14 protein-coding genes and 1 pseudogene are annotated in these 21,114 nt (G+C 38.7%); 5 read left to right on the plus strand and 10 right to left on the minus strand.

The features are described from left to right. Positions 1-322 precede the first annotated feature (322 nt). The 7 genes and pseudogenes from EHV08_RS04050 to EHV08_RS04080 all read right to left on the minus strand — a co-directional run. Positions 323-1,198: pseudogene (locus EHV08_RS04050) on the minus strand (IS3 family transposase); the annotation flags it as partial. Continuing rightward, positions 1,159-1,695, minus strand: coding sequence for a helix-turn-helix domain-containing protein (locus EHV08_RS04055; protein WP_126677643.1), 537 nt, complete (start codon positions 1,693-1,695; stop codon positions 1,159-1,161). The pseudogene EHV08_RS04050 and the gene EHV08_RS04055, both read right to left, overlap by 40 nt. Before the next feature lie 97 nt (positions 1,696-1,792). Next, on the minus strand, positions 1,793-3,925 hold the full coding sequence (locus tag EHV08_RS04060) for a peptidylprolyl isomerase (protein ID WP_126678188.1): 2,133 nt from the start codon (positions 3,923-3,925) through the stop codon (positions 1,793-1,795). A gap of 169 nt (positions 3,926-4,094) precedes the next feature. Further along, positions 4,095-5,363, minus strand: a complete 1,269-nt coding sequence (locus EHV08_RS04065; RefSeq protein WP_126678190.1) for a hemolysin family protein — start codon at positions 5,361-5,363, stop codon at positions 4,095-4,097. Between the two features lie 5 nt (positions 5,364-5,368). After that, positions 5,369-6,028 (minus strand): LPS export ABC transporter periplasmic protein LptC, encoded by a 660-nt coding sequence (lptC, locus tag EHV08_RS04070; protein WP_126679411.1) that lies wholly within the window; start codon positions 6,026-6,028, stop codon positions 5,369-5,371. A gap of 86 nt (positions 6,029-6,114) precedes the next feature. Next, positions 6,115-7,407 carry a hypothetical protein gene (locus EHV08_RS04075; protein ID WP_203227076.1) on the minus strand — a complete coding sequence of 431 codons (1,293 nt, stop codon included), beginning with the start codon at positions 7,405-7,407 and terminating at the stop codon, positions 6,115-6,117. After that, the gene (locus EHV08_RS04080) at positions 7,407-8,186 is read right to left on the minus strand and encodes a type III pantothenate kinase (protein ID WP_126678194.1); all 780 of its coding nucleotides are present in this window, start codon (positions 8,184-8,186) and stop codon (positions 7,407-7,409) included. Before EHV08_RS04080 ends, EHV08_RS04075 begins: the two co-directional genes overlap by 1 nt. Positions 8,187-8,298: 112 nt before the next feature. On the opposite strand from EHV08_RS04080, the gene EHV08_RS04085 reads away from it, so the two are divergent. The 4 genes from EHV08_RS04085 to EHV08_RS04100 all read left to right on the plus strand — a co-directional run bounded on the left by EHV08_RS04085 (position 8,299) and on the right by EHV08_RS04100 (position 15,189). Further along, a complete protein-coding gene (locus EHV08_RS04085) occupies positions 8,299-9,495 on the plus strand; it encodes an Lnb N-terminal periplasmic domain-containing protein (RefSeq protein WP_238988001.1) in 1,197 nt (398 codons plus the stop codon). A gap of 42 nt (positions 9,496-9,537) precedes the next feature. Then, positions 9,538-10,956 carry an alkaline phosphatase family protein gene (locus tag EHV08_RS04090; protein ID WP_126678196.1) on the plus strand — a complete coding sequence of 473 codons (1,419 nt, stop codon included), beginning with the start codon at positions 9,538-9,540 and terminating at the stop codon, positions 10,954-10,956. Positions 10,957-11,065: 109 nt separating this feature from the next. Beyond that, positions 11,066-14,413 carry a preprotein translocase subunit SecA gene (gene secA / locus EHV08_RS04095; protein ID WP_126678198.1) on the plus strand — a complete coding sequence of 1,116 codons (3,348 nt, stop codon included), beginning with the start codon at positions 11,066-11,068 and terminating at the stop codon, positions 14,411-14,413. 14 nt (positions 14,414-14,427) lie between these two features. After that, positions 14,428-15,189, plus strand: a complete 762-nt coding sequence (locus tag EHV08_RS04100; RefSeq protein ID WP_126678200.1) for an ABC transporter ATP-binding protein — start codon at positions 14,428-14,430, stop codon at positions 15,187-15,189. Between the two features lie 153 nt (positions 15,190-15,342). Here EHV08_RS04100 and tilS read toward each other — a convergent pair whose 3' ends face one another. Genes tilS through EHV08_RS04115 form a run of 3 tightly spaced genes read right to left on the minus strand, consistent with a single transcriptional unit; the run spans position 15,343 to position 18,505 of the window. Next, complete coding sequence (tilS, locus tag EHV08_RS04105) at positions 15,343-16,674, minus strand: tRNA lysidine(34) synthetase TilS (RefSeq protein ID WP_126678202.1); 1,332 nt, start codon at positions 16,672-16,674, stop codon at positions 15,343-15,345. A 4-nt stretch (positions 16,675-16,678) separates the two neighbouring features. Further along, entirely contained in the window at positions 16,679-17,860 is a 1,182-nt protein-coding gene (locus EHV08_RS04110; protein ID WP_126678203.1) for a class I SAM-dependent rRNA methyltransferase, read from the minus strand. Positions 17,861-17,884: 24 nt separating this feature from the next. After that, on the minus strand, positions 17,885-18,505 hold the full coding sequence (locus EHV08_RS04115; protein WP_126678204.1) for a 3'-5' exonuclease: 621 nt from the start codon (positions 18,503-18,505) through the stop codon (positions 17,885-17,887). 118 nt (positions 18,506-18,623) lie between these two features. Between EHV08_RS04115 and EHV08_RS04120 the strand changes: the two genes are divergently transcribed. Further along, positions 18,624-21,071, plus strand: coding sequence for an FtsK/SpoIIIE family DNA translocase (locus EHV08_RS04120; protein WP_126678205.1), 2,448 nt, complete (start codon positions 18,624-18,626; stop codon positions 21,069-21,071). Positions 21,072-21,114 lie beyond the last annotated feature (43 nt).

The following is a 21,114-nucleotide window of genomic DNA, read 5'->3' on the forward strand; positions in this document are numbered from 1 at the left end:
GTTCGCAATAAAAATACAAACTATTTATTCATAATACTATTATAGAATCTATAGTGTTCAAAATATTTTGAAATAATAAATAAAAACGAGAATAGATTTAAGGTATAAAATACAATCTTAGCCATAAATGGCTAAATTCATATTAACTCTCATGGCCAACATAACACTTTTCCGATGCAATAGTACATTATAGATGTTTCAATCTATCAAATGTCCATTACGCCCCAAACTACGGCTTGAGAAAAAGTAGAGGCTTTGTGCAAAAAAAGAGGGCATGTCTACATTTGAAGTGCCCCCCGAAAGTTGGACATTAAATTAAACGTTAATTATTAAAATTTTTATAGTAGTGAGCTCGGTATTGTGCCGGGCTCATTCCTTTTAACCTAAGTTTTATTCTTTTATTGTTGTACCACCAGATATATTTCTTTAGTTCATTTTCAAAATCCTCAATAGAATCGAAATGATTCACATACAGAAGTTCATTTTTCATTAATCCGAAGAAATTTTCCATCATGGAGTTATCCAAGCAATTTCCCTTTCGAGACATGCTCTGTACTATCCCTTTATCTTTAAGCATCTTCTGGTACATTCCGTGCTGATAGTGCCATCCCTGATCAGAGTGCATAATTAGCCCATTAAATTTTGCCTGTTTCCCAAATGCAGATTTCAGCATATCTATGGTCATTTTCAAGTTGGGACTTCTTGATATGGTGTATGCAATGATTTCACCGTTAAACATATCCATTATAGGAGACAGATACGTCTTGACCCCATGTATGCATACTTGGGTGACATCTGTTGTCCATTTCCGGTTTGGAGCTGATGCCTTAAAGTTTCCGACAATCACATTTGGAGCTATTTTACCCACTTCGCCTTTATAGGAGTGATAGTGACGCTTTTTACGTTTTGCTTTCATATCCAGTTGCCGCATAAGTTTCTGTACAGTCTTGTGGTTTATCAACATTCCTTCACTGCGCAATACGTAACAGATTCTTCTGTAGCCATATCTTCCCTTATTTTCGTCATACACGGAGGTTATCCTCCTTCTGACAACATCATATCCATCTGTATTGTTGAGACGCTTTAGATGGTAATAGAATACAGAACGTGCCATTCCAATCCTCTCAAGCATATACTCAAGAGAATGTCCTTCTTGTCTTAGTTCTTCGATGGCACGTGCCCAATCTCTCTTAGAAGGGCATTCCTTTCCTCTACTAAGGCTCTCACTTTTTTTAGCAAAGCGTTCTCTGTCTTGAGTTCCTGGTTTTCTTTCTGAAGTTTCTCCAACTCGCTGAGAGGCTTGCTGTTCTTTTTCGGTCTGCCCATGCCTGGTGGTCTGCCTCGCCTTTTAAATTTGCAAAGAGCTGACAAACCTTCCTCACGATATGCTTTTAACCATCTACTTATGGTTTGAGGGGCCGCTCCAAACTTTAACGAGGCTGCGTGCAAAGTTAAGTGCTTTTTCTCAATTTCAAGGACAATTTGTTTCTTTAATGCAAAATCAGCCTTGATATTTTTACCTTTTTGCAATCCGCATGGACCCTGTTGGAGGTATCTTGAACGTAAGACTTTTAGATGTTCCGTATTTATACCATATGTAGTATGGATACTCTCAAATGAATGACCGTCATCAAGAAGATACATATACTTTTGCAAATCTTCCAAATCGTGTTTCTTTCTATTCTTAATACTCATAATAAAACCCCGAAAGTTTTTTGTCTAACTTTCGGGGTTCATATCACATTTTGACAAACCCTCATTGATTTTAAGTATTTATTATATGTCTTCAGGCTTAGAAGAAAAGGTATCTATTGTCTTTTACGTCAGCTTTTATAAAATATTCTTGCAATGCTTGCTGGGCTGCTTGTGATGCTTTCTGGGCAACGCGTGCAACGTATATTGACTCATCATATTTTCCAGGACGTGTTACTTTGTCTTTTACAGAAAAAAGATACACTCCGGCATTACCCTTTACAGGTGTTGCAGAGAACTTTCCTTTTCCTGTAGCAGCAACTGCACCACTAAGAGCGGGCTCACTCGCACCTGTTGCTTGAACAAATACAGGAGCGGCAAAAGTCACCTGAGCAATTTCGCTTATTTGTGCTCCCTTAGATTTTGCAGCAGCAACCGACTTTACGTCCTTTATATTGGCAATAATCTGTTCTGCTTTCTTATCACGGAGTACGGCACTCTTTACATACTCTTTAATATCAGCATCTTCAAGAGAACGGAAACCTTCTTCATGAACTCCTGTCAAAGCCACAACGAGGAGGTTATCATTATTACCACATTCGTATAATGGGGAAACTTCATTATTCTTTGCTCCATAAATCCATTTCATCACATCACGAGTGTTGCTAACATTTGCAACATAATGCTCTGTATTTGACAAATTCTTACGTTCTTCAACTTTATATCCATACTTAGCAGCATTCTTCTCCAATGCATCAACACTTTGGCTTTCGCTTACATACTGGCTAAACTTATTATATGCTGCATTATAAGTATCTTTTGAGAAATCTATAGACTTGGAAATAACTGCTGCCGTGTACTTTGTAACGATTGAACGGCGGTCGGTGAGTTGAACAATCATATTTCCGGCAGTGAGTTGGATATTCTTTGTCTCATTAACTGCCATATTATTTATAGACTTGATGTATGTTCTGAAATCGGCATCAATGCCTGAAGCATTCTGGTATTGGCGTGTTGTCACCCATGTTTTCTCACCTGTCTGTCCGTATTTCTTTGCAATAGCCTCAAAGTCTCCACCACCTTGCAGCGCATTGTAAATGCTATCTGCACGCTTTGAAGCAATGTCTGTTTTTGGATCAGAAACCTGAATGACACGAATTTGAACAGAGTCTGGTATTTGTTCTTTTGCAATAAGACGAATAACATTCATTGTGTTATCTTCGCCTGTCACAGGACCTAATGTCTGGCCAACAGACATTGAGTCAAGTTTAGAGGCTATTGTCAATGGGAAAGCATCCTTACCTACAGGGATTCCATTGAAAGGTACAAGAGAAGAACTTCTACCTACGACATTACCGGGATTCTCAGCACTTTGAAGTTCTTCTGCAAACTTCTTCATCTGAGTTGTTAGGGTGTTGCGATCAGCATTAGAAGCAGTGACCTTAACACTAACAAACTTTATGTCGCGAGTTTCTTGATACTGACGGAATATTGGTTTGAGTTCGTCATATTTCGCCTTCAAATCTGCATCTGTAACACTTACTTTATTATCATTAATTGAAGAATAAGGAATTGCAGCAAGTTCGATTGTGCTTTCCTCATTCTCCGCAGTAAATGCCGACTTTGCCGAAATATTGTTTGTTACCATCATACAACGGGCAAAGAGGGTCTGGTATTTTTGTGCAAGAAGCTGGGTGCGAAGATTTTTCTCTGTAAATGACCAGAATTTGCTAATGGCCTCATACTGTTCTGCCAACTGAGGATTATTCAATGCCGATTTGTCATTTAGGAATTTCTGAACCATTGTATAATCAAATCGTCCTGTCTGTTGATTTACGAACGGAGTCTGAAGAAGCATCGGGTTAGTACCTTCTTTCATAATGTTCTGCAACTCTTCGTCTGTAACCGTAAGACCAAGTTCTCCTGCTTCTTTCTCAATGATGCTGTTCTGTACCATTGTTTGCCAAACCTGATCACGAATAGCGGATGTTTGCTCCTCTGTAAGGTTTTCCATTCCGCGAGCAATCTTTACATACTCGGTAAATTCGTTAACCTTTTCATTGAAATCGTTGATATTCACCGTCTTTCCAAGCACGGTACCAACCTCATTCCTTTTGCCAAAGAGAGCATCAACAATTTTGCTCCAATCTTCAGCAATGAATGCGAAAAGACCCAAACCAATCACTACGATAAGAGCAGGTCCCCAGCTTCTGATTTTTCCAATTGCTGCCATTTTGTTTTTATTTTATTTTATTGTTTTTATTATTCATTATTTAGGTGTCAATATCTATGCGGGTTTTCTATCTTACAGTGTGCAAGCATAATTTCCGCAAAAAGAAATTTCAAGGTGCAAAATTACAAAAAATATGATAATTATCGGCATATAAAAGCGAAAAAAATATTTATTTCAACACTTTCATCCTTACCAACTCTATTTTTGTCATTGTATTCTTAATAATTTTAAACTCAAAATCTCCCACTGTCACAATTTCATTGAGTTTTGGAAAACTCTGATAATAATTCAAGATAAGTCCACCTATCGTCATATAGTCTTCACTCTCCGGGAGGCTGAGAGCAAACATATCGTTGACTTTGTCTATTTCAAGACGTGCTGATAATACATATTCGTCTTCTGATATTTGTTTCGCAACATAATTTGAATTATCATGTTCGTCCTCTATGTCACCAAAAATTTCTTCTACGATATCTTCAAGACTCACTATGCCACTCGTGCCGCCAAATTCATCAATTACAACTCCAAGGGTCTTCTTCTGTTGCATAAAGGTCTGCATCAGTTTCTGTGCGGGCATCGTCTCTGGCACATAAGGCATATTCTGAATTCCTTTATGCCAATTCTTCGCATCTCGGAACATTTCCGACGAGTGTATATATCCTATGATATGATCTATATCTTCATTATAGACAATGATTTTTGACTTGCCGCTCTCTATAAAAATATTTTTTAATTCATCTACAGAAGAATTATATTCCACGGCACAAATCTCTGTACGCGGTATCATGCAATCACGAACCTTTGTGTCTGAAAATTCAAGAGCATTTTGGAAGATTCTGACATCTTCATCTATCTCCGATTCGTCTTTTGCCTTTGCAATACTCGAATTGACCAAGTGGTCAAGATCTAATTTTGAAAACTCCTCATCCCCATTCTCTTTTTCAATCTTTATACCTGCTAATCTCATTAACAGATGCGACAACATTGTTGAAAATCTTGAAATAGGCCATAACACAATATAGAATATGAAAGCAGGGAATGCAAATACTGTAAGTAATCTATTCGCATTGCTTTTGAATATCGACTTTGGAAGAAATTCTCCGGTAAAAAGTACTATGATAGTAGAAAGTATCGTATCGGCAGGAACTGTGATACCCGGTTCTAATCCGGAAAAGATTGTGTTGTCGAATAACTTTGCAACAAGAATACCATAAATAACAAGTACGATATTATTTCCTACGAGCATGGTGCTGACAAAATTGTTCGGATGTTTATAGAACACTTGTAGTGGCAAGCGCGCTATACCGAACTTGTCTTTTTCCATTTCGGCAAGCATTCGATTACTTGAAACAAATGCTATCTCCATTCCGGAAAAGAATGCAGAAAGGAGCATCATTACAAGAATTCCTATTATTAATGGTATGCCAATATCATCCATAAATGTTATTTTTGCTTTAAAGTACTGGGCACAGGTAATGTTTTGGCTTTAGGATTTGTGGGTGTCCTAAGTTTAGATTTGACAGTATCCGGTGCATACAATATTGTGTCGGCCTCAGAATTTCCGATGCCATTCTTTCCTTTTATAAAAGAACCCTTTGAATTGCTAACAATATAATGTGTAAGCCGTTCATCACTCAAAAAATAAGAACCTTCAAGTTCTCTTGTCGGTGTTACCAAACGTGAATATTTATTGCTATAAAGCTCGTGATTGTTCTGATCCCAGAAAAGTTCCTCACTTGTAAAATGCATACCTTCTTTTGTACGCACACGAACTCTACCACGTAGTTCCCATATACGTTTTAAATCGTAATAATAAGCCGTATCAGCCTGAAGATAAGCCTCTACATGAAAGTTCTTATCAAACTCTTCAAGAAACAGTCCGTTCCGGAATATCCATCGCGACGGATTTCTGTTTTGATTTATTTCCCACTCTTCTGCTACAATTCGATATTTCATTACTCCAGAATCGCTTATCAGCGTATTAACACCATAAGTAACCATAAGTGCTACAGAATCCTTGTCACTTATGGCTGGAGCAGTATGTTCTACGCCCTGCTCGCACGAAGTTGCGAGTAAAGCAAATAAAAAGGGCAAAAAATACATTTTGCTACGACCTTTCATAAAGGTCATAGCAAAACTATAAAAACAGGAAAGAATTTTCCTTCTCATGCCCATTTTATCTATGAATATTATTCAACTTTCCACTTCATAAACCAACGTTCATTGAACGTCAGTCCGATATTGATTCTGAAAGTATTCTCTGTAATAAACTGCTTAGAATCAGTACGTACCCATTGTGCAGAAATATTAAGTACTGACTTATTGTTATATCCATTGGTTATTGGAATACCAAAGCCTGCGCTTACAGATAATTCTTTAGGACCTTCATATCCGTTTATATTTAAATAAGGTGTAGCGTAAGATGCACCAAATCTATAACTAACCCTGTTAAAAAACTTCCTACTCATTATTGCCGGACAATATTCACCTCCAAAAGTAATCTTATGTCTATCATTAAAATACTTGTCGTTCATTGCGTAACTTGCATTTCCGGCATTATCACTATAAACAGGGAAAGAAGTTTTTCCCCATTTCTGCAAAGAATAATCAAGACCTACTTTTACTTTATTCTTATGATTAAACATCAATCCGGCACCAATAAAATGCGGAATTTCCAACCCATTCTTAACAATAAATATTGTACTGTCTTTTATACCGGTTTGGTTGTTCATTGACAATATCTTACATTCTGCATCTGCATTCAACTTGTGTCCCAATCCATATGTTGCACCAATGGTTATAGAGTTTGCCTTGTCAAACGGGATAGTATATTGTAAACCAAAGTCTAACCTGTAACTTCTTACATCTGTGGAATAATATTTAGACAAGGTATTGATATATGCATCTGTATATGAATTTATAATAGAACGATTATAGCCTCCCCAAAGATAAGACCCATTGACACCTATTGATAGGTTTTTCAATGGCTGTAAACCTATGCCGAGAAAAACTTGATGAATACCGCCATCACCAGAATATGTATTAACATACCCTGAGGTTTTATCATTGTTCATATAACCAGCAGAAGTGTAATTATATCCCACATTGGAGAAAGGCAATATACCAAAACTCAAACCGGCATTTTTGAAAAGGCGGAATGCTGCAACAGCATATTCAAAGTTTGCGTTCTTTGCATTCTTCTTAACCCCATTTTCTGAGAAATTCGTAAGTTGTCCACTTACTCCGGCATCAAATATAAACGTAAGCGAATCCATCGCAGAATAAGAAGCAGGGTTAAGGAAATTAACCTGCTTACCATCCCTAAAAGCAATTCCCAAACCATTCATGCCTCTATTAAAACCACTTGTCTGGTCGGCTAATACTCCGAATCCATATTGACTATATGGGGAATTGGTACCGCTTTGGGCTTTTGCCGTAAGTGCCGTTGCCATTATTAATATGGCGAAAGTTATCTTTTTCATCATCTTTTATTGTATTCAAGTATAGCATTCAGTCCTTCAGGTACCAACAACTTGTCTTCTATAAGACTGATATTTGTACCAACCGGCTTTGCAGGTGCAAAGGTGTAATTTTTTTCTGAAAAATGCAAATTTACGCGGCTTCCACCAGTTAAATAAACGTAAAGTTGAGAATATTTATCTATAAACATGTTGATATACCCCTCTATTTCGTGTAATACACCGTTTATTACACCACTTCTAATGGCGGTTTCGGTTGACTCTCCCATTGCCGGAATGTATCCTTCTGCCGAAATGAGTGGAAGTTTAGAAGTAAATGCATTCAGTGATTTCAGCCTCATTTCTATCCCCGGTGAAATATTCCCCCCTTCATATTCTCCTTTCGAGTTTACAAAATCGTATGTTATACATGTCCCAACATCTATTACAAGTATATTTGCCCCCTTATTGTTAACCGATGCACCAATAGCAGCTGCCAGCCTGTCGGCTCCCAATGTCAAAGGTGTTTTATATAAATTTTTTATGGGTATTGGTGTTATACCAGGTACAAAATGCATCATCGGTATAGATAGATTATTAACAAAACAATTGAAATAATCGTCAAGAACTACTGTTGAGCAATATATGCCGTAAGAAAACTTATATTTAGAAATGAAATCCAACGACTCTTTTTGGGAAATATTATTGACCCTGACTTCCTCAATGACATTCCTGCCATCGAAACACACCATTTTTATTGATGTATTACCAACATCGATAACAAGACGTAAATCACTTATCACAACCGATAAAAACTCTTAGTATTATTACAGATAAATTATATCGGGTGCAAAATTATTGTTTTTTTTTGAAACAAAAGCATGCAAAGTGGAAAATATAAAGTAATTTTGCAACGTGAAACAGATAATAAGTATATTGAAAGTGTTTATATTGGCAATAACAATGCTCAATACAATGCTTTTATATGGACAAAAAAAAGGACTATCACCAGACTCTTTGGAGATAAGTTTGCTAACATGTTCGCCACGTCAAAAAGTTTATAGTCTATATGGGCATACCGCAATAAGACTCCGTGACGTGCGCACCGGACTTGACGTTGCAGTTAACTATGGTGTGTTTTCATTCGACAAACCATTATTCATACCACGTTTTGTTTTGGGCATAACCGATTATGAAATAGGTGTAATACCATTTAAATATTTTATTGCCGAATATAGAGAGGCAGGAAGCAGTATTACCCAACAAGTGCTTAATCTTACATCGGACGAGAAGATGCTTATCTTTGATGCGATAGAAACAAACATGTTGCCGGAAAACAAATATTACAGATATAACTTTTTCTACGATAATTGTACCACGAGAGCACGTGATATTCTTACAAGAAACATAAACGGTGGCGTGACATACATGCCTCATGAAGGTGGAACTTACAGGGATATTATACACCAAAAGAACGAACAACACCCCTGGGCACGATTCGGAAATGACTTATTGCTTGGTATCGGAGCCGACATGGTTACGACACAAGAGCAACGTCAATTCCTACCGGAAAACTTGATGCGCGACTTCGATAAAGCAACAAGAAACGATAATCATACCCCATTGACAGATACTACAATGGTAATTCTTGAAGGAGGGACACAAATCATAGAAAATGAATTTCCGTTCACACCTACACAGTGCGCACTTTTTTTACTGATAACTACTATTATAATCACAACAATAGAAATTATAAAGAAAAAGAATCTCAGATATTTCGATGCTTTTTTAATGCTATTCACTTCAATAATTGGAACACTCCTTTTTCTCATGATTTTCTCACAGCACCCCACGGTGAGAGTTAATCTCCAAATTTTGCTATTAAATCCCCTACCCCTTTTCTTCATAAGAAGAATGCTTAAAAGACAAAAAAATAATACTAAGGATTGGCAATATATAATATGGACTATGCTGATTTGCCTATTCTTTGTCGGGGGCTTTTTTCAGTCGTATGCAGAAGGAATGTATATTTTGGCATTATCTTTGCTCATTAGAAACTTGAAAGGCATTCTTTTGTATTACAGAAATGCTTCCGTTACATCTAAGGAATGACACGGATACGAAACAAGGAACATCAAAACAATACTTTATAGTATGCGAAATGACTTATTAAAGTTAAACAGACGATACTTGGCGGCAACCCTGCTTGCGATTATATCCACAGGACTTCAAGCACAACAAACCTCAAAGCCGAGGCTTGTGATAAGTATCGCAATTAACCGAATGACATCAGAAAGTATTGAAGACTACTGCAACGATCTTGAGAGCGACGGAATACGCCAACTTATTGAATATGGGAAAGTATATACTTCAGCAAAAATGCCATTCGCACCTGCTGACATTGCATCTGCCATAACTACAATATATACAGGTACAACACCATACTATAATGGTATAGCCAACGCACAGTGGCTTGACAGAAATTCGCTAAGAACGGTTTCTTGTGTTGACGACAACAAGTATCGTGGCATAGGCTCAAGTGATGGCGGTTCGGCAACGAACGTGCTATCATCGATGATTGGCGATGAATTGAAAGCAAAGAGCGAAAATCGAGGCATGGTATATTCTATTGCCTCAAATCGTGAAGCAGCCATTTTGTCTGCATGTCACTCTGCCAATTGTGCTTTTTGGATTAACGACAAAACAAGAAGTTGGAGCACTTCCACATATTATCCAGAAGGGCTTCCTAACTGGCTTCCCAACATAGAAAAAAAGGAAAACACATCAACATTATCTGATAATAATTATCTTATTGCAAATGCAGCAATAAGTTGTATTGCAAATTATTCATTAGGAAAAGATGATGATAGTGACATTTTGGCACTGACATTCGATGTTGCAGACAAACTCAGCTCTTATAAAGAACTTGACAAAGACATAAGCCGTATTATTAAAATGGCAAAAAGTGCAGTGGGAGAAGAGCATCTGCTTATTGTTACGACCGGAACAGGCTTGTATCCGGAACGGAACATCGACTACGAACAATTAAGAATACCGAATGGGAAATACTATATAAATCGTTCTGCCAAACTGCTTGAACTATATCTTAATGCCATATACGGACAAGGAAAATATGTTGAGGGATGCCTGAATAATCAGATATATCTCAACACCAAACTTGCCGAACAGAAAAGAATAGAATTAAGAGAATTGTTTACTCGTTCACAATCCTTTTTGCTTGAGAGTTCCGGTGTAAGTGATGTCTTTACAAGACACGGTTTACAAACGGCAAGTTCGGATATGCTTATGGCAATGCGAAATTCATTCAACAGCAATACCGGAGGAGATTTGATAGTCTTTACACAACCAGGCTGGACATTGGTTAACGAAGAAGTAAAACAAGAGATAAAGACTCATATCGCATCAGCAGTATTCCCGATTATCATTTGGGGAGCCGGTACTAAAGCAGAGCGAATAGACATTCCGGTTTCAGCAGAACAAATATCACCCACAATATCCAAAGCAATAAGAATAAGGGCACCTAATGCCTGCATGGCTATTCCTTTGAGATAATTTTAATACCTCAAATTCCACTTTTGTATTTATTTTATGCGCAAATAGCGAAATATTTCGTAACTTTGCCGCTCGATTTTATTATGTAACAACAAATTAAATATAAGATATGAACTTAAACAAATTGTTAACTTCGTTGTTTGGAAACAAGTCAACAAGAGACATGAAACTTGTGAAGCCTCTCGTGGAAAAGGTAAAACAGGTTTATCCGGAAATTAAGAAACTCGATAATGACGCACTTCGCGCCAAGACCAAGGAGATACAATCATACGTCCAAGGTTCTTCAAAAGAACAACAACAAAAGATTGCCGACCTGAAATCAAAGATTGAATCAACACCGATTGATGAACGTGAAGAAATTTTCAATCAAATAGACAAATTAGAAAAAGATATCCTCGAAATTTACGAGAAAGCCCTTGATGAGGTAATGCCTGTGGCATTCAGTATAGTAAAAGAAACGGCTCGCCGATTTTCGGAAAACGAGGAAGTGGTTGTCACTGCAACAGAGTTCGACCGTGAACTTGCAACAACAAAGGACTTCGTAAGAATCGAGGAGGATAAGGCTATATATAAAAACCATTGGATGGCCGGAGGAAACGATCTCAAGTGGGAAATGGTTCACTATGATGTGCAGTTATTCGGCGGAATTGTGTTGCATCAAGGAAAGATTGCAGAAATGGCAACCGGTGAGGGAAAGACACTTGTTGCAACACTTCCGGTATTCTTGAACGCTTTGACAGGTAACGGCGTGCATGTTGTTACAGTGAATGATTACCTCGCAAAGCGTGACTCTGAGTGGATGGGACCTCTCTATATGTTCAACGGATTGTCTGTTGACTGTATCGACAAACACAGACCAAATTCACAAGAAAGACGCAAAGCATATCAGGCAGACATCACTTTCGGAACAAACAATGAATTCGGATTTGACTATCTGCGCGACAATATGGCTATTAGCCCGGCTGACCTTGTGCAGAGAAGCCACAACTATGCAATCGTCGATGAGGTTGACTCAGTGCTTATCGATGATGCTCGTACTCCGCTTATTATTTCCGGTCCGGTACCTAATGGAGGCGACCAAATGTTCGAAGAATATCAACCGCTCGTTGAACGTCTCGTTGAAGTACAGAGAAAACTTGCGTCACAATACCTTTCAGATGCAAAAAGACTTATTACCGAGGGAACAAGAATGACCGAAGAAGGAAACAAGGAAGGACAAAAGAAACTTGAAGAAGGCTTCCTCGCACTATACCGTTCTCACAAAGCACTACCTAAGAGCAAACCTCTCATAAAGTATCTATCGGAAGAGGGTATCAAGACAGGAATGCTCAAGACCGAAGAGTATTACATGGAGAACAACAATCGTCATATGCCTGAAGCAATAGAGCCACTTTATTTCGTTGTTGACGAGAAATTAAATAGCGTTGACTTGACCGATAAAGGTACAGATTGGCTGGCAAAACAGGTGAACGACCGAGAACTATTCGTGCTTCCGGATATAACCACAGAGATGTCACAACTCGAAGCACAGCAGATGAGTGATGAGGAGAAAGTGGCAAAGAAAGACGAAATGCTCAGCCACTATGGCGTACAGAGCGAACGTGTACATACCTTGCAGCAACTACTGAAAGCATACACGATGTTCAACAAGGATGACGAATATGTCGTTATGGATGGTGAAGTAAAAATCGTTGATGAACAGACCGGACGTATCATGGAAGGTCGACAGTGGAGCGACGGACTGCATCAGGCCATTGAGGCAAAGGAGCATGTTAAGATAAAAGAAGCCACTCAGACATTTGCAACAATAACATTGCAGAATTATTTCCGCATGTACCACAAACTGTCAGGTATGACAGGTACTGCAAGTACAGAAGCTGGAGAATTTTGGGACATATACAAACTTGATGTAGTTGAGATTCCTACGAATAAGCCTATATTAAGGAACGACATGAACGACCGCGTATATAAAACTGCACGCGAAAAATATAATGCCGTAATCGACGAGATACAAGCGATGAGAGAGGCCGGCCGACCAACCCTCGTTGGTACCACAAGCGTAGAGATTTCAGAATTGCTCAGTAGAATGCTTGATTTGCGTAAGATTCCGCATCAGGTGCTCAATGCGAAACTGCATCAACGCGAGGCCGACATTGTGGCAAATGCCGGACAGAGCATTGATGGACTCGGAGCAGTGACCATAGCAACAAACATGGCAGGTCGTGGTACCGACATCAAATTGTCGAAAGAGGTAAAAGATGCCGGAGGTCTCGCGATTATCGGTACAGAGAGACACGAAAGTCGTCGCGTTGACAGACAGTTAAGAGGACGTGCAGGCCGACAAGGTGACCCTGGTTCGTCAGTATTCTACGTATCGCTTGAAGACAAACTTATGCGTTTGTTTGCATCAGAGAGAATAGCAAAAATCATGGATCGCCTGCACTTCGATGACGGCGAACGCCTTGAGCACTCAATGATTTCAAACAGTATTGAGCGAGCACAGAAGAAAGTCGAAGAAAATAACTTCGGAATACGTAAACGATTGCTCGAATATGATGATGTGATGAATACTCAGCGTACCATCGTTTATAAGAACAGACGACATGCACTTATGGGAGAGCGCATTGGAATGGACATTGCAAATCTGATATGGAACCGCGTTGAAAGCATCATTGAAAACAACGACTATGAAGGATGCAAGGAACAGTTCATAAAAGTGATGGCAATGGAATGTCCGTTCACTGAAGAGCAGTTACTGAACGATGACCACGACAAACTCACAGAAAAAACATACCAAAGTGCAATAGAAGCATTCGAACGTAAGACTGAAAGAATACAAAGCGTGGCATGGCCGGTAATAAAACAGGTATATGAAAACCAAGGTGCAATGTACGAGCGCATAATGGTACCGGTAACGGACGGAAAGAGAGTATTCCAAATACCATGCGAACTGAAAGAAGCATACGAGACAGAAGGCAAGAGCGTGATAAGACAGTTTGAAAAATCTATCATGTTGCATATCATTGACGACTGTTGGAAAGAAAATCTAAGGCAACTTGACGAACTGAAGCACAGTGTTCAGAATGCAAGTTATGAACAGAAAGACCCGCTCGTGATATTCAAACTTGAGAGTGCAGAACTCTTTAAGGAGAATATGGTTGACCAAAACAACAATCGCATTCTCAGTATTCTGATGCGTGGACAGATTCCGGAACTGCAACAGGAAGAGGTACGCGAGGCTGCTCCAGAACAACGCTCACAACGATACAATGAGCAGAAAGGATCAGATCTTGTTGACCACGACCAGCAAGCAGCCGCACAACACGACACACGTGAAAGTGCAGAGCAGAAACGACGCATGCCGATAATGCGCGAGAAACTGCCGGGAAGAAACGATCCATGTCCTTGCGGAAGCGGAAAGAAGTTCAAGAACTGCCACGGACGAGGTGTGTCATAAAAAGTTTTTTGAACATGAGAATTGATATAAACAATCTCATAAAGACATATAGTAAGAAAAACGTCGTCTCAATTGACTCTTTTAGAGTTGACGACGGCGATTTTCTTGGTCTTGTGGGAAATAATGGAGCGGGAAAGACTACATTATTCAGAATGATTGTCGATCTCGTGAAAGCAGATGAAGGAGAAGTCGCGCTGTCATACATAAATGGTGAAGGAAAGACGGTAACTCTCAATCCTGCACGAAGCGAAGATTGGAAAAACCATACCGGAGCATATATTGACGAGGGATTTCTGATAGATTTTCTGACACCTGAAGAATATTTTCAATTCGTTGCAATGGTTGGCAATGTCTGTGAAGAAGCAATGAAGACTCGCCTTGAAAAGTTCAATGTTTTCATGGCCGGCGAAATATTGGGGGAAAAGAAACTCATAAGGAATCTATCGGCAGGCAATAAACATAAGGTTGGAATAATTGCAGCCTTGCTTGCTCAACCACAACTTCTGATACTTGATGAGCCTTTCAATTTCCTCGACCCTACAAGTCAAAACATACTTAAAGACCTACTAACGGAATATAACCGTGACACAAATGCAACGATATTACTCTCAAGCCATAACCTTGCACATACGGTTGATGTATGCACACGCATAGCATTGCTTGAGCACGGAGTTATAATCAATGACTTGGAAAACAAAGAAGGTGCTGCTGCCAAAGAACTGGAACAATATTTCACCAATGGTAGTAGTCAAAGCATAACTTCTGATCAGCAATAAACATAACCATAAAACACATCTAATAAAATCCGGAAGTGTCAAAACATAAGTAAACCCCGAAAGTTACTCGTTTAACTTTCGGGGTTTTATTTGTTAAGCAAGAAACTTGAGTTACCTGCATTATGAAATACGGGCATATAATTGAAGGAGTTCTTAATGAACGTTTATTGATATGACAAGTGCATACGTTGTTTTATTAGTTATCTTAAATCTCTCATCCGTTCTCTCACCTACAAGCCAAATTATATTTCCAGAAGCATCCTCTAACACCATTTGTTTTTGTTTATCTATCAAAGAGAAACGCTTGTCTGTCATATATTTACTTACAAGTTTAGAACCTTTCATGCCAAATGGGAAAAAGCGATCCCCTTTCTCAACATTCCTAAGCAATAACGGAAATTTCACGTTTGCAGAGTCAAGTGTTGCCGTAAAATTATCCTTTGAAATATTAAATTCGTTGTTAACTATAACTTTTTCTATTCTAATAGACTTAACATCATTGATTATATATTTTCCATGTTCTGGTATTTTAAGACTTATTCTGTTGTTTTCAATCTTTGTAACAATCATTTTTTCACGATCGAACACTAATTGATGAGTATCGGAAAGAAATCTTGTACCCGTAGGAAAATCAAGGTTATAACCTATTGACTCTATCTGCTCGGGATTGAATCTGTAATTCTTTAATATATTAAATAATGTGTATTCGGGAGAAGCCTCTTTCTTCAGAGCACGTATATCAATATATAAAGAGCCATCGATTAAGTCGGACACTTTTGAAGAAGATGCTTCGATGGATTCTTTGAAAACCTTGTTTGCCTCATTCATCCTAATCGCTGTTCTAACAATGTTTTGCACCGCAGAAGGATTAATCTTTTCCATCATCGGTATTATATTGAGCCGAATACTATTCCTTACACAAAAATCATCGAGATTAGAAGAGTCTGTTACATAATCTTGTGACTCTTTCGTTAAGAAATCCTCGATTTCATCGCGTGAAACACAGAGCAAAGGTCTGATAATACTGTCCCTTTTCGGCATTATTCCAGCCAATCCTTTTATTCCGGTGCCACGTATAAGATTCATAATAAGCGTTTCGGCACAATCATTCTGATGGTGAGCAACACATACACCATCTGCCCCAATATCATGCCTTAGGTTCTCGAAAAAAGAATATCTCAGGTTGCGTGCCGCCATTTCTATGCTTGTCTTGTGCAACAAAGCATAAGAATTTGTATCGAAATGGGCAAGATGTATTTTAATATTTCTTTTCTTACATAATTCGATACAAAATTGTTCATCACGTAAAGACTCATCACCTCTTAGATTGAAATTACAATGAACCGACTCTATATTATACCCTAATTTATCCAGAACGAGAAGTAAGCATACGCTATCTGCACCACCCGACAAGGCAATCAAATATTTTTTTTCCTTTACAAGCAGATTATTGGAAGCGATGAAATGGGCAATTTTTTTTAGCATGTCTTCATTCTACATATAAAACAAGTCCTTTCAGATATTCTCCTTCCGGATGATAGATGTTTATCGGGTGATCGGCAGGTTGATGTAATTGATGAAGAATCCTTACTTCCCTTCCGGCCAATGCTGCAGCAGTAAACACCGCGTTACGGAAATTATCCTTTGTAACCACTTGACTACAACTGAACGTAAACAATATTCCTCCCGGTCGTATGCGTTGCATAGCCTTTAAATTAAGTCTTGTATATCCTTTCAACGCATTATGCAGAGCATTGCGATGTTTCGCAAAAGCAGGAGGATCGAGAATTATAAGGTCATAGACATCATCTGCCTTATCAAGAAACTTAAATGCATCTTCACAATAAGCAGCATGGCGTTTGTCTTCCGGAAAATTCAGTTCGACATTAGCATTGGTCAATTCAATAGCCTTGGCACTGCTATCCACGGAATGAACCACCCTTGCACCGCCACGCATTGCATAGACAGAAAAACCTCCGGTATAACAAAACATATTCAATATTGTCTTACCTTTGGAATAACGTTCAAGCAAAGAGCGGTTTTCTCTTTGGTCAATGAAAAATCCTGTCTTTTGTCCCTTTAGCCAATCAACATTAAATTTCAATCCATTCTCTACAGCAGTATTATTCTCGCTTCTTCCATAAATAAAACCATTTTCCTGGCCGAGTTCAGCCTTGAATGGCAATGTTGTCTCGCTTTTATAAAATACGTTCTTTATCCGTTCTCCCATAACGTTCATTAGAACTTTTGCAATAATATTCCTACAAACATGCATACCAACGCTATGAGCCTGCATAACAGCCGTTTCACCATAACAATCTATCACTAATCCGGGAAGATTATCCCCCTCTCCATGAACAAGGCGATAGGTATTGTTGGCCGGATTATCAGCCACACCGATACTTTTCCTCATTGCGAAAGCCATTACAAGTCGTTCTGTGAAGAAATTCTCATCAATTTCAATTTCTTCAAAAGACAACACTCTAACAGCAATAGAGCCTATCTGATAATGCCCAATAGCGATAAAATCGCCATTTTCTTTAATTACGCGCACCGTATCACCTTCATCAATCCCATCCTCACAATGCTTTATTGCACCAGAGAATATCCAAGGATGAAACCTCTTCAGACTTTCGTCTTTTCCTTTCTTTATCGTTATTGTCTTATACATTTTCTCTATTTGTATTATCTCTTCTTATTCAGTGACTTTCATCAAAGTATAATCTCCTGTGGTTTTCAGTCTTACGAGTTCCTCATAAAGCATTATGCAAGCCCATGCATCAGTAGCAGCATATCGTTTCTGTTTTTCCTGAAGAATATCATTTTCCCAATTTGAAAGTTGTTGACTTTTGCTTATTCTCTGTCCAATAAGGTTGGCATATAGTTTCTGAAGACTCATGTCCTCAATTCCAATCTCGTTGACATGCTTCTGCAAATCTATGAAATATCCCGGTTTAAATAGTCTTCTACCTTGTAAAGAATGAATATCGTCATTAAGAGAAAGACCAATTTTAGGCACGTTCTTGTCTTCGAGCAGTCTTATGAGTGCGGGAGTAAGGTCGGTATGGTTTAATCGGAATAAGAAACAAGTGTCAAAAGTAGATACTTGCAGCAATGCCACTTTATGCGTGATTCCACGCTTGAATGACGGTCTTGTCTCTGTATCAATGCCAAGTATAGGCATTGATAATAGGTAATCAACTGCTTTATCTGTCTCTCCGGCAGTCAATATCGTAATTATTCTTCCTTCAAATAAAACTCTCGGAAGTGATGAGATTAATTTTTTATCAAACTTGTTATATATTGTTTTCTTCATCTTTTCGACTTTACAAAGTGCAAAATTAGCAAAAAAAAGCGATTATATACGCTTTTCTTATATTTTTCAATTAATTTTGCACCAAATAATAAGAAGTTTCGAGACAAGACATATCATAATGGTTAAGAAAAAGAAAGAACAAAAGCCAAAGACCCTGATGGAAACTGTTGGTTTAAAAAACATATTCAGGAATTATATTTTCAATTTTCTGTTCGGCCTTGTTTTTGTTTTGGTGGCAGTGTTTATGATTATTGCCTTCATTTCATATTTCAGCACAGGCGATGCCGACCAAAGTCTTGTTTCGGAAATGAGACATGGAGATTGGCTTAACAGCAATAAGGAGTTCCAAAACATTTGTGGCTCTATTGGTGCAATAATATCTGACTTCTTCATTGCAAAATGTTTCGGATTTGCCGCTTTCTCCATTCCTATATTCATCTGTCTTACAGGTCTTAGCATGATGAAGGTTTATAAGGTAAATCTTCTGAAATGGTTCTTGTGTCTATCCATAATAACTGTATGGTGTTCCGTCGCATTTGCAGAGTTTCTTTCTATTGCATTTGAAAACGGCATATTCAACCCGGGTGGTGGTCATGGTCTATACATAAGTCAGTGGGTTGAGAATGTTATCGGCATACCCGGTCTTTATGTCGTTCTACTGTTTGTTGCCATTGCTTTCCTTACTTATCTAAGTACAGAAACAATCGAAGTACTGAGAAAGGTTCTCAATCCGGCCAATTATCTTTCGGACAAAGTGAAATTCACTATCACAAACCTAAAGAAAAAGACTGACGACATTATCAAAGAAGACGACGAACAAGATGAAAACAATATAAACGTATATGACGATCCTGCTCCTCAAACTGTGGATTTCACAGACGATGGAATAGAAGTACATACCCCGGTCAATACTGATATAAAAGGAGGCACCAATAAGCATGATTCTAACAACACCGGTAATGCAAACGAACCGGAAATAGAAATAACTGTCGGAGATGCTGAGGAAAAGGCTGCCAGCAAGACTGTTGTTGGCAAAATTGACTTGACAACTCCGATAAATCCGAAAGAACCTTGGACAAAATATAAATATCCTACACTCGACCTGCTCAAGAAATATGACGACGGAGGAAAAGTATATGTTGACGAAAAAGAACAACTTGCAAACAAGAAACGCATTGTTGATGTTTTGGCAACATTCGGTGTTCAGATAAAGTCAATCAAGGCAACAGTAGGTCCTACCATAACACTATATGAAATAACACCGGCAGAGGGCGTAAGAATTTCGCGAATAAGAGGACTTGAAGATGACATCGCATTGAGTTTGTCGGCACTTGGCATTCGTATAATCGCTCCGATACCCGGTAAGGGAGCAATAGGTATTGAGGTGCCTAATGCAAAGCCGAATATTGTTTCAATGGAGAGTATCCTCAATTCACGCAAATTTCAAGAGACAAAGATGGAACTGCCAATCGCTCTCGGCAAAACCATTACCAACGAGGTCTATATGGTTGACTTGGCAAAGATTCCTCATCTGCTTGTTGCCGGAGCAACCGGTCAAGGAAAGTCAGTGGGACTTAATGCAATAATCACCTCCCTACTTTATAAAAAACATCCGAACGAACTAAAATTTGTACTCATTGACCCGAAGAAAGTGGAATTCAGCATCTACAATCCGATAGTAAACCACTTCCTTGCAAAGGTTCCGGATGACAATGAAGAACCAATCATTACCGATGTGACTAAGGTCATACGAACACTGAACAGTCTTTGTGCCCTCATGGATAATCGCTACAATATGCTAAGAATGGCTACTGTGAGAAACATCAAAGAGTATAATGCAAAGTTCGTAAATCACCAACTCGACCTTACCAAAGGCCATGAGTATATGCCGTATATCGTTGTCATAATAGACGAATTCGGCGATCTTATCATGACTGCGGGCAAAGAGATTGAAATGCCTATTGCTCGTATAGCTCAGTTGGCACGTGCCGTTGGAATTCACATGGTAATAGCAACACAGCGTCCGACAACAAGCATTATTACCGGTAACATCAAGGCAAACTTCCCAGGACGAATGGCATTCAAAGTCAGTGCAATGATTGATTCAAGAACCATTCTTGACCAAAAGGGAGCAGAACAACTAATCGGCAGAGGAGACATGCTCATATTGAATGGCAGTACACCGGTGCGCGTACAATGTGCGTTTGTTGACACTCCGGAGGTGGAAAACATAAATACATTCATACAAAACCAGCAAGGTCCGGTGGTACCAATGGAACTCCCGGAGCCAGTATCTGATGAGATAGGAATTGGTTCCGGCACTATAAGCACTGACGATCTTGATCCACTATTCATAGAGGTTGCCCGATTCATTACAATTAACCAGCAAGGTTCTACAAGTATGATACAGCGACACTTCTCAATAGGTTATAATCGTGCCGGTCGTCTTATGGATCAAATGGAAAAACTCGGAATTGTGGGTACGGCACAAGGAAGTAAACCACGAGAAGTATTGATAAGCGATGAGAACTCGCTAAACACTCTTCTTACGGGTATTCACCGTTAATCCTATTGCATCTGGTCATTATCTAATAGTAAACTTAAAAAAA

The sequence above is a fragment of the Prevotella koreensis genome (genome assembly GCF_003977605.1).
Taxonomy (GTDB): Bacteria; Bacteroidota; Bacteroidia; order Bacteroidales; family Bacteroidaceae; genus Prevotella; species Prevotella koreensis.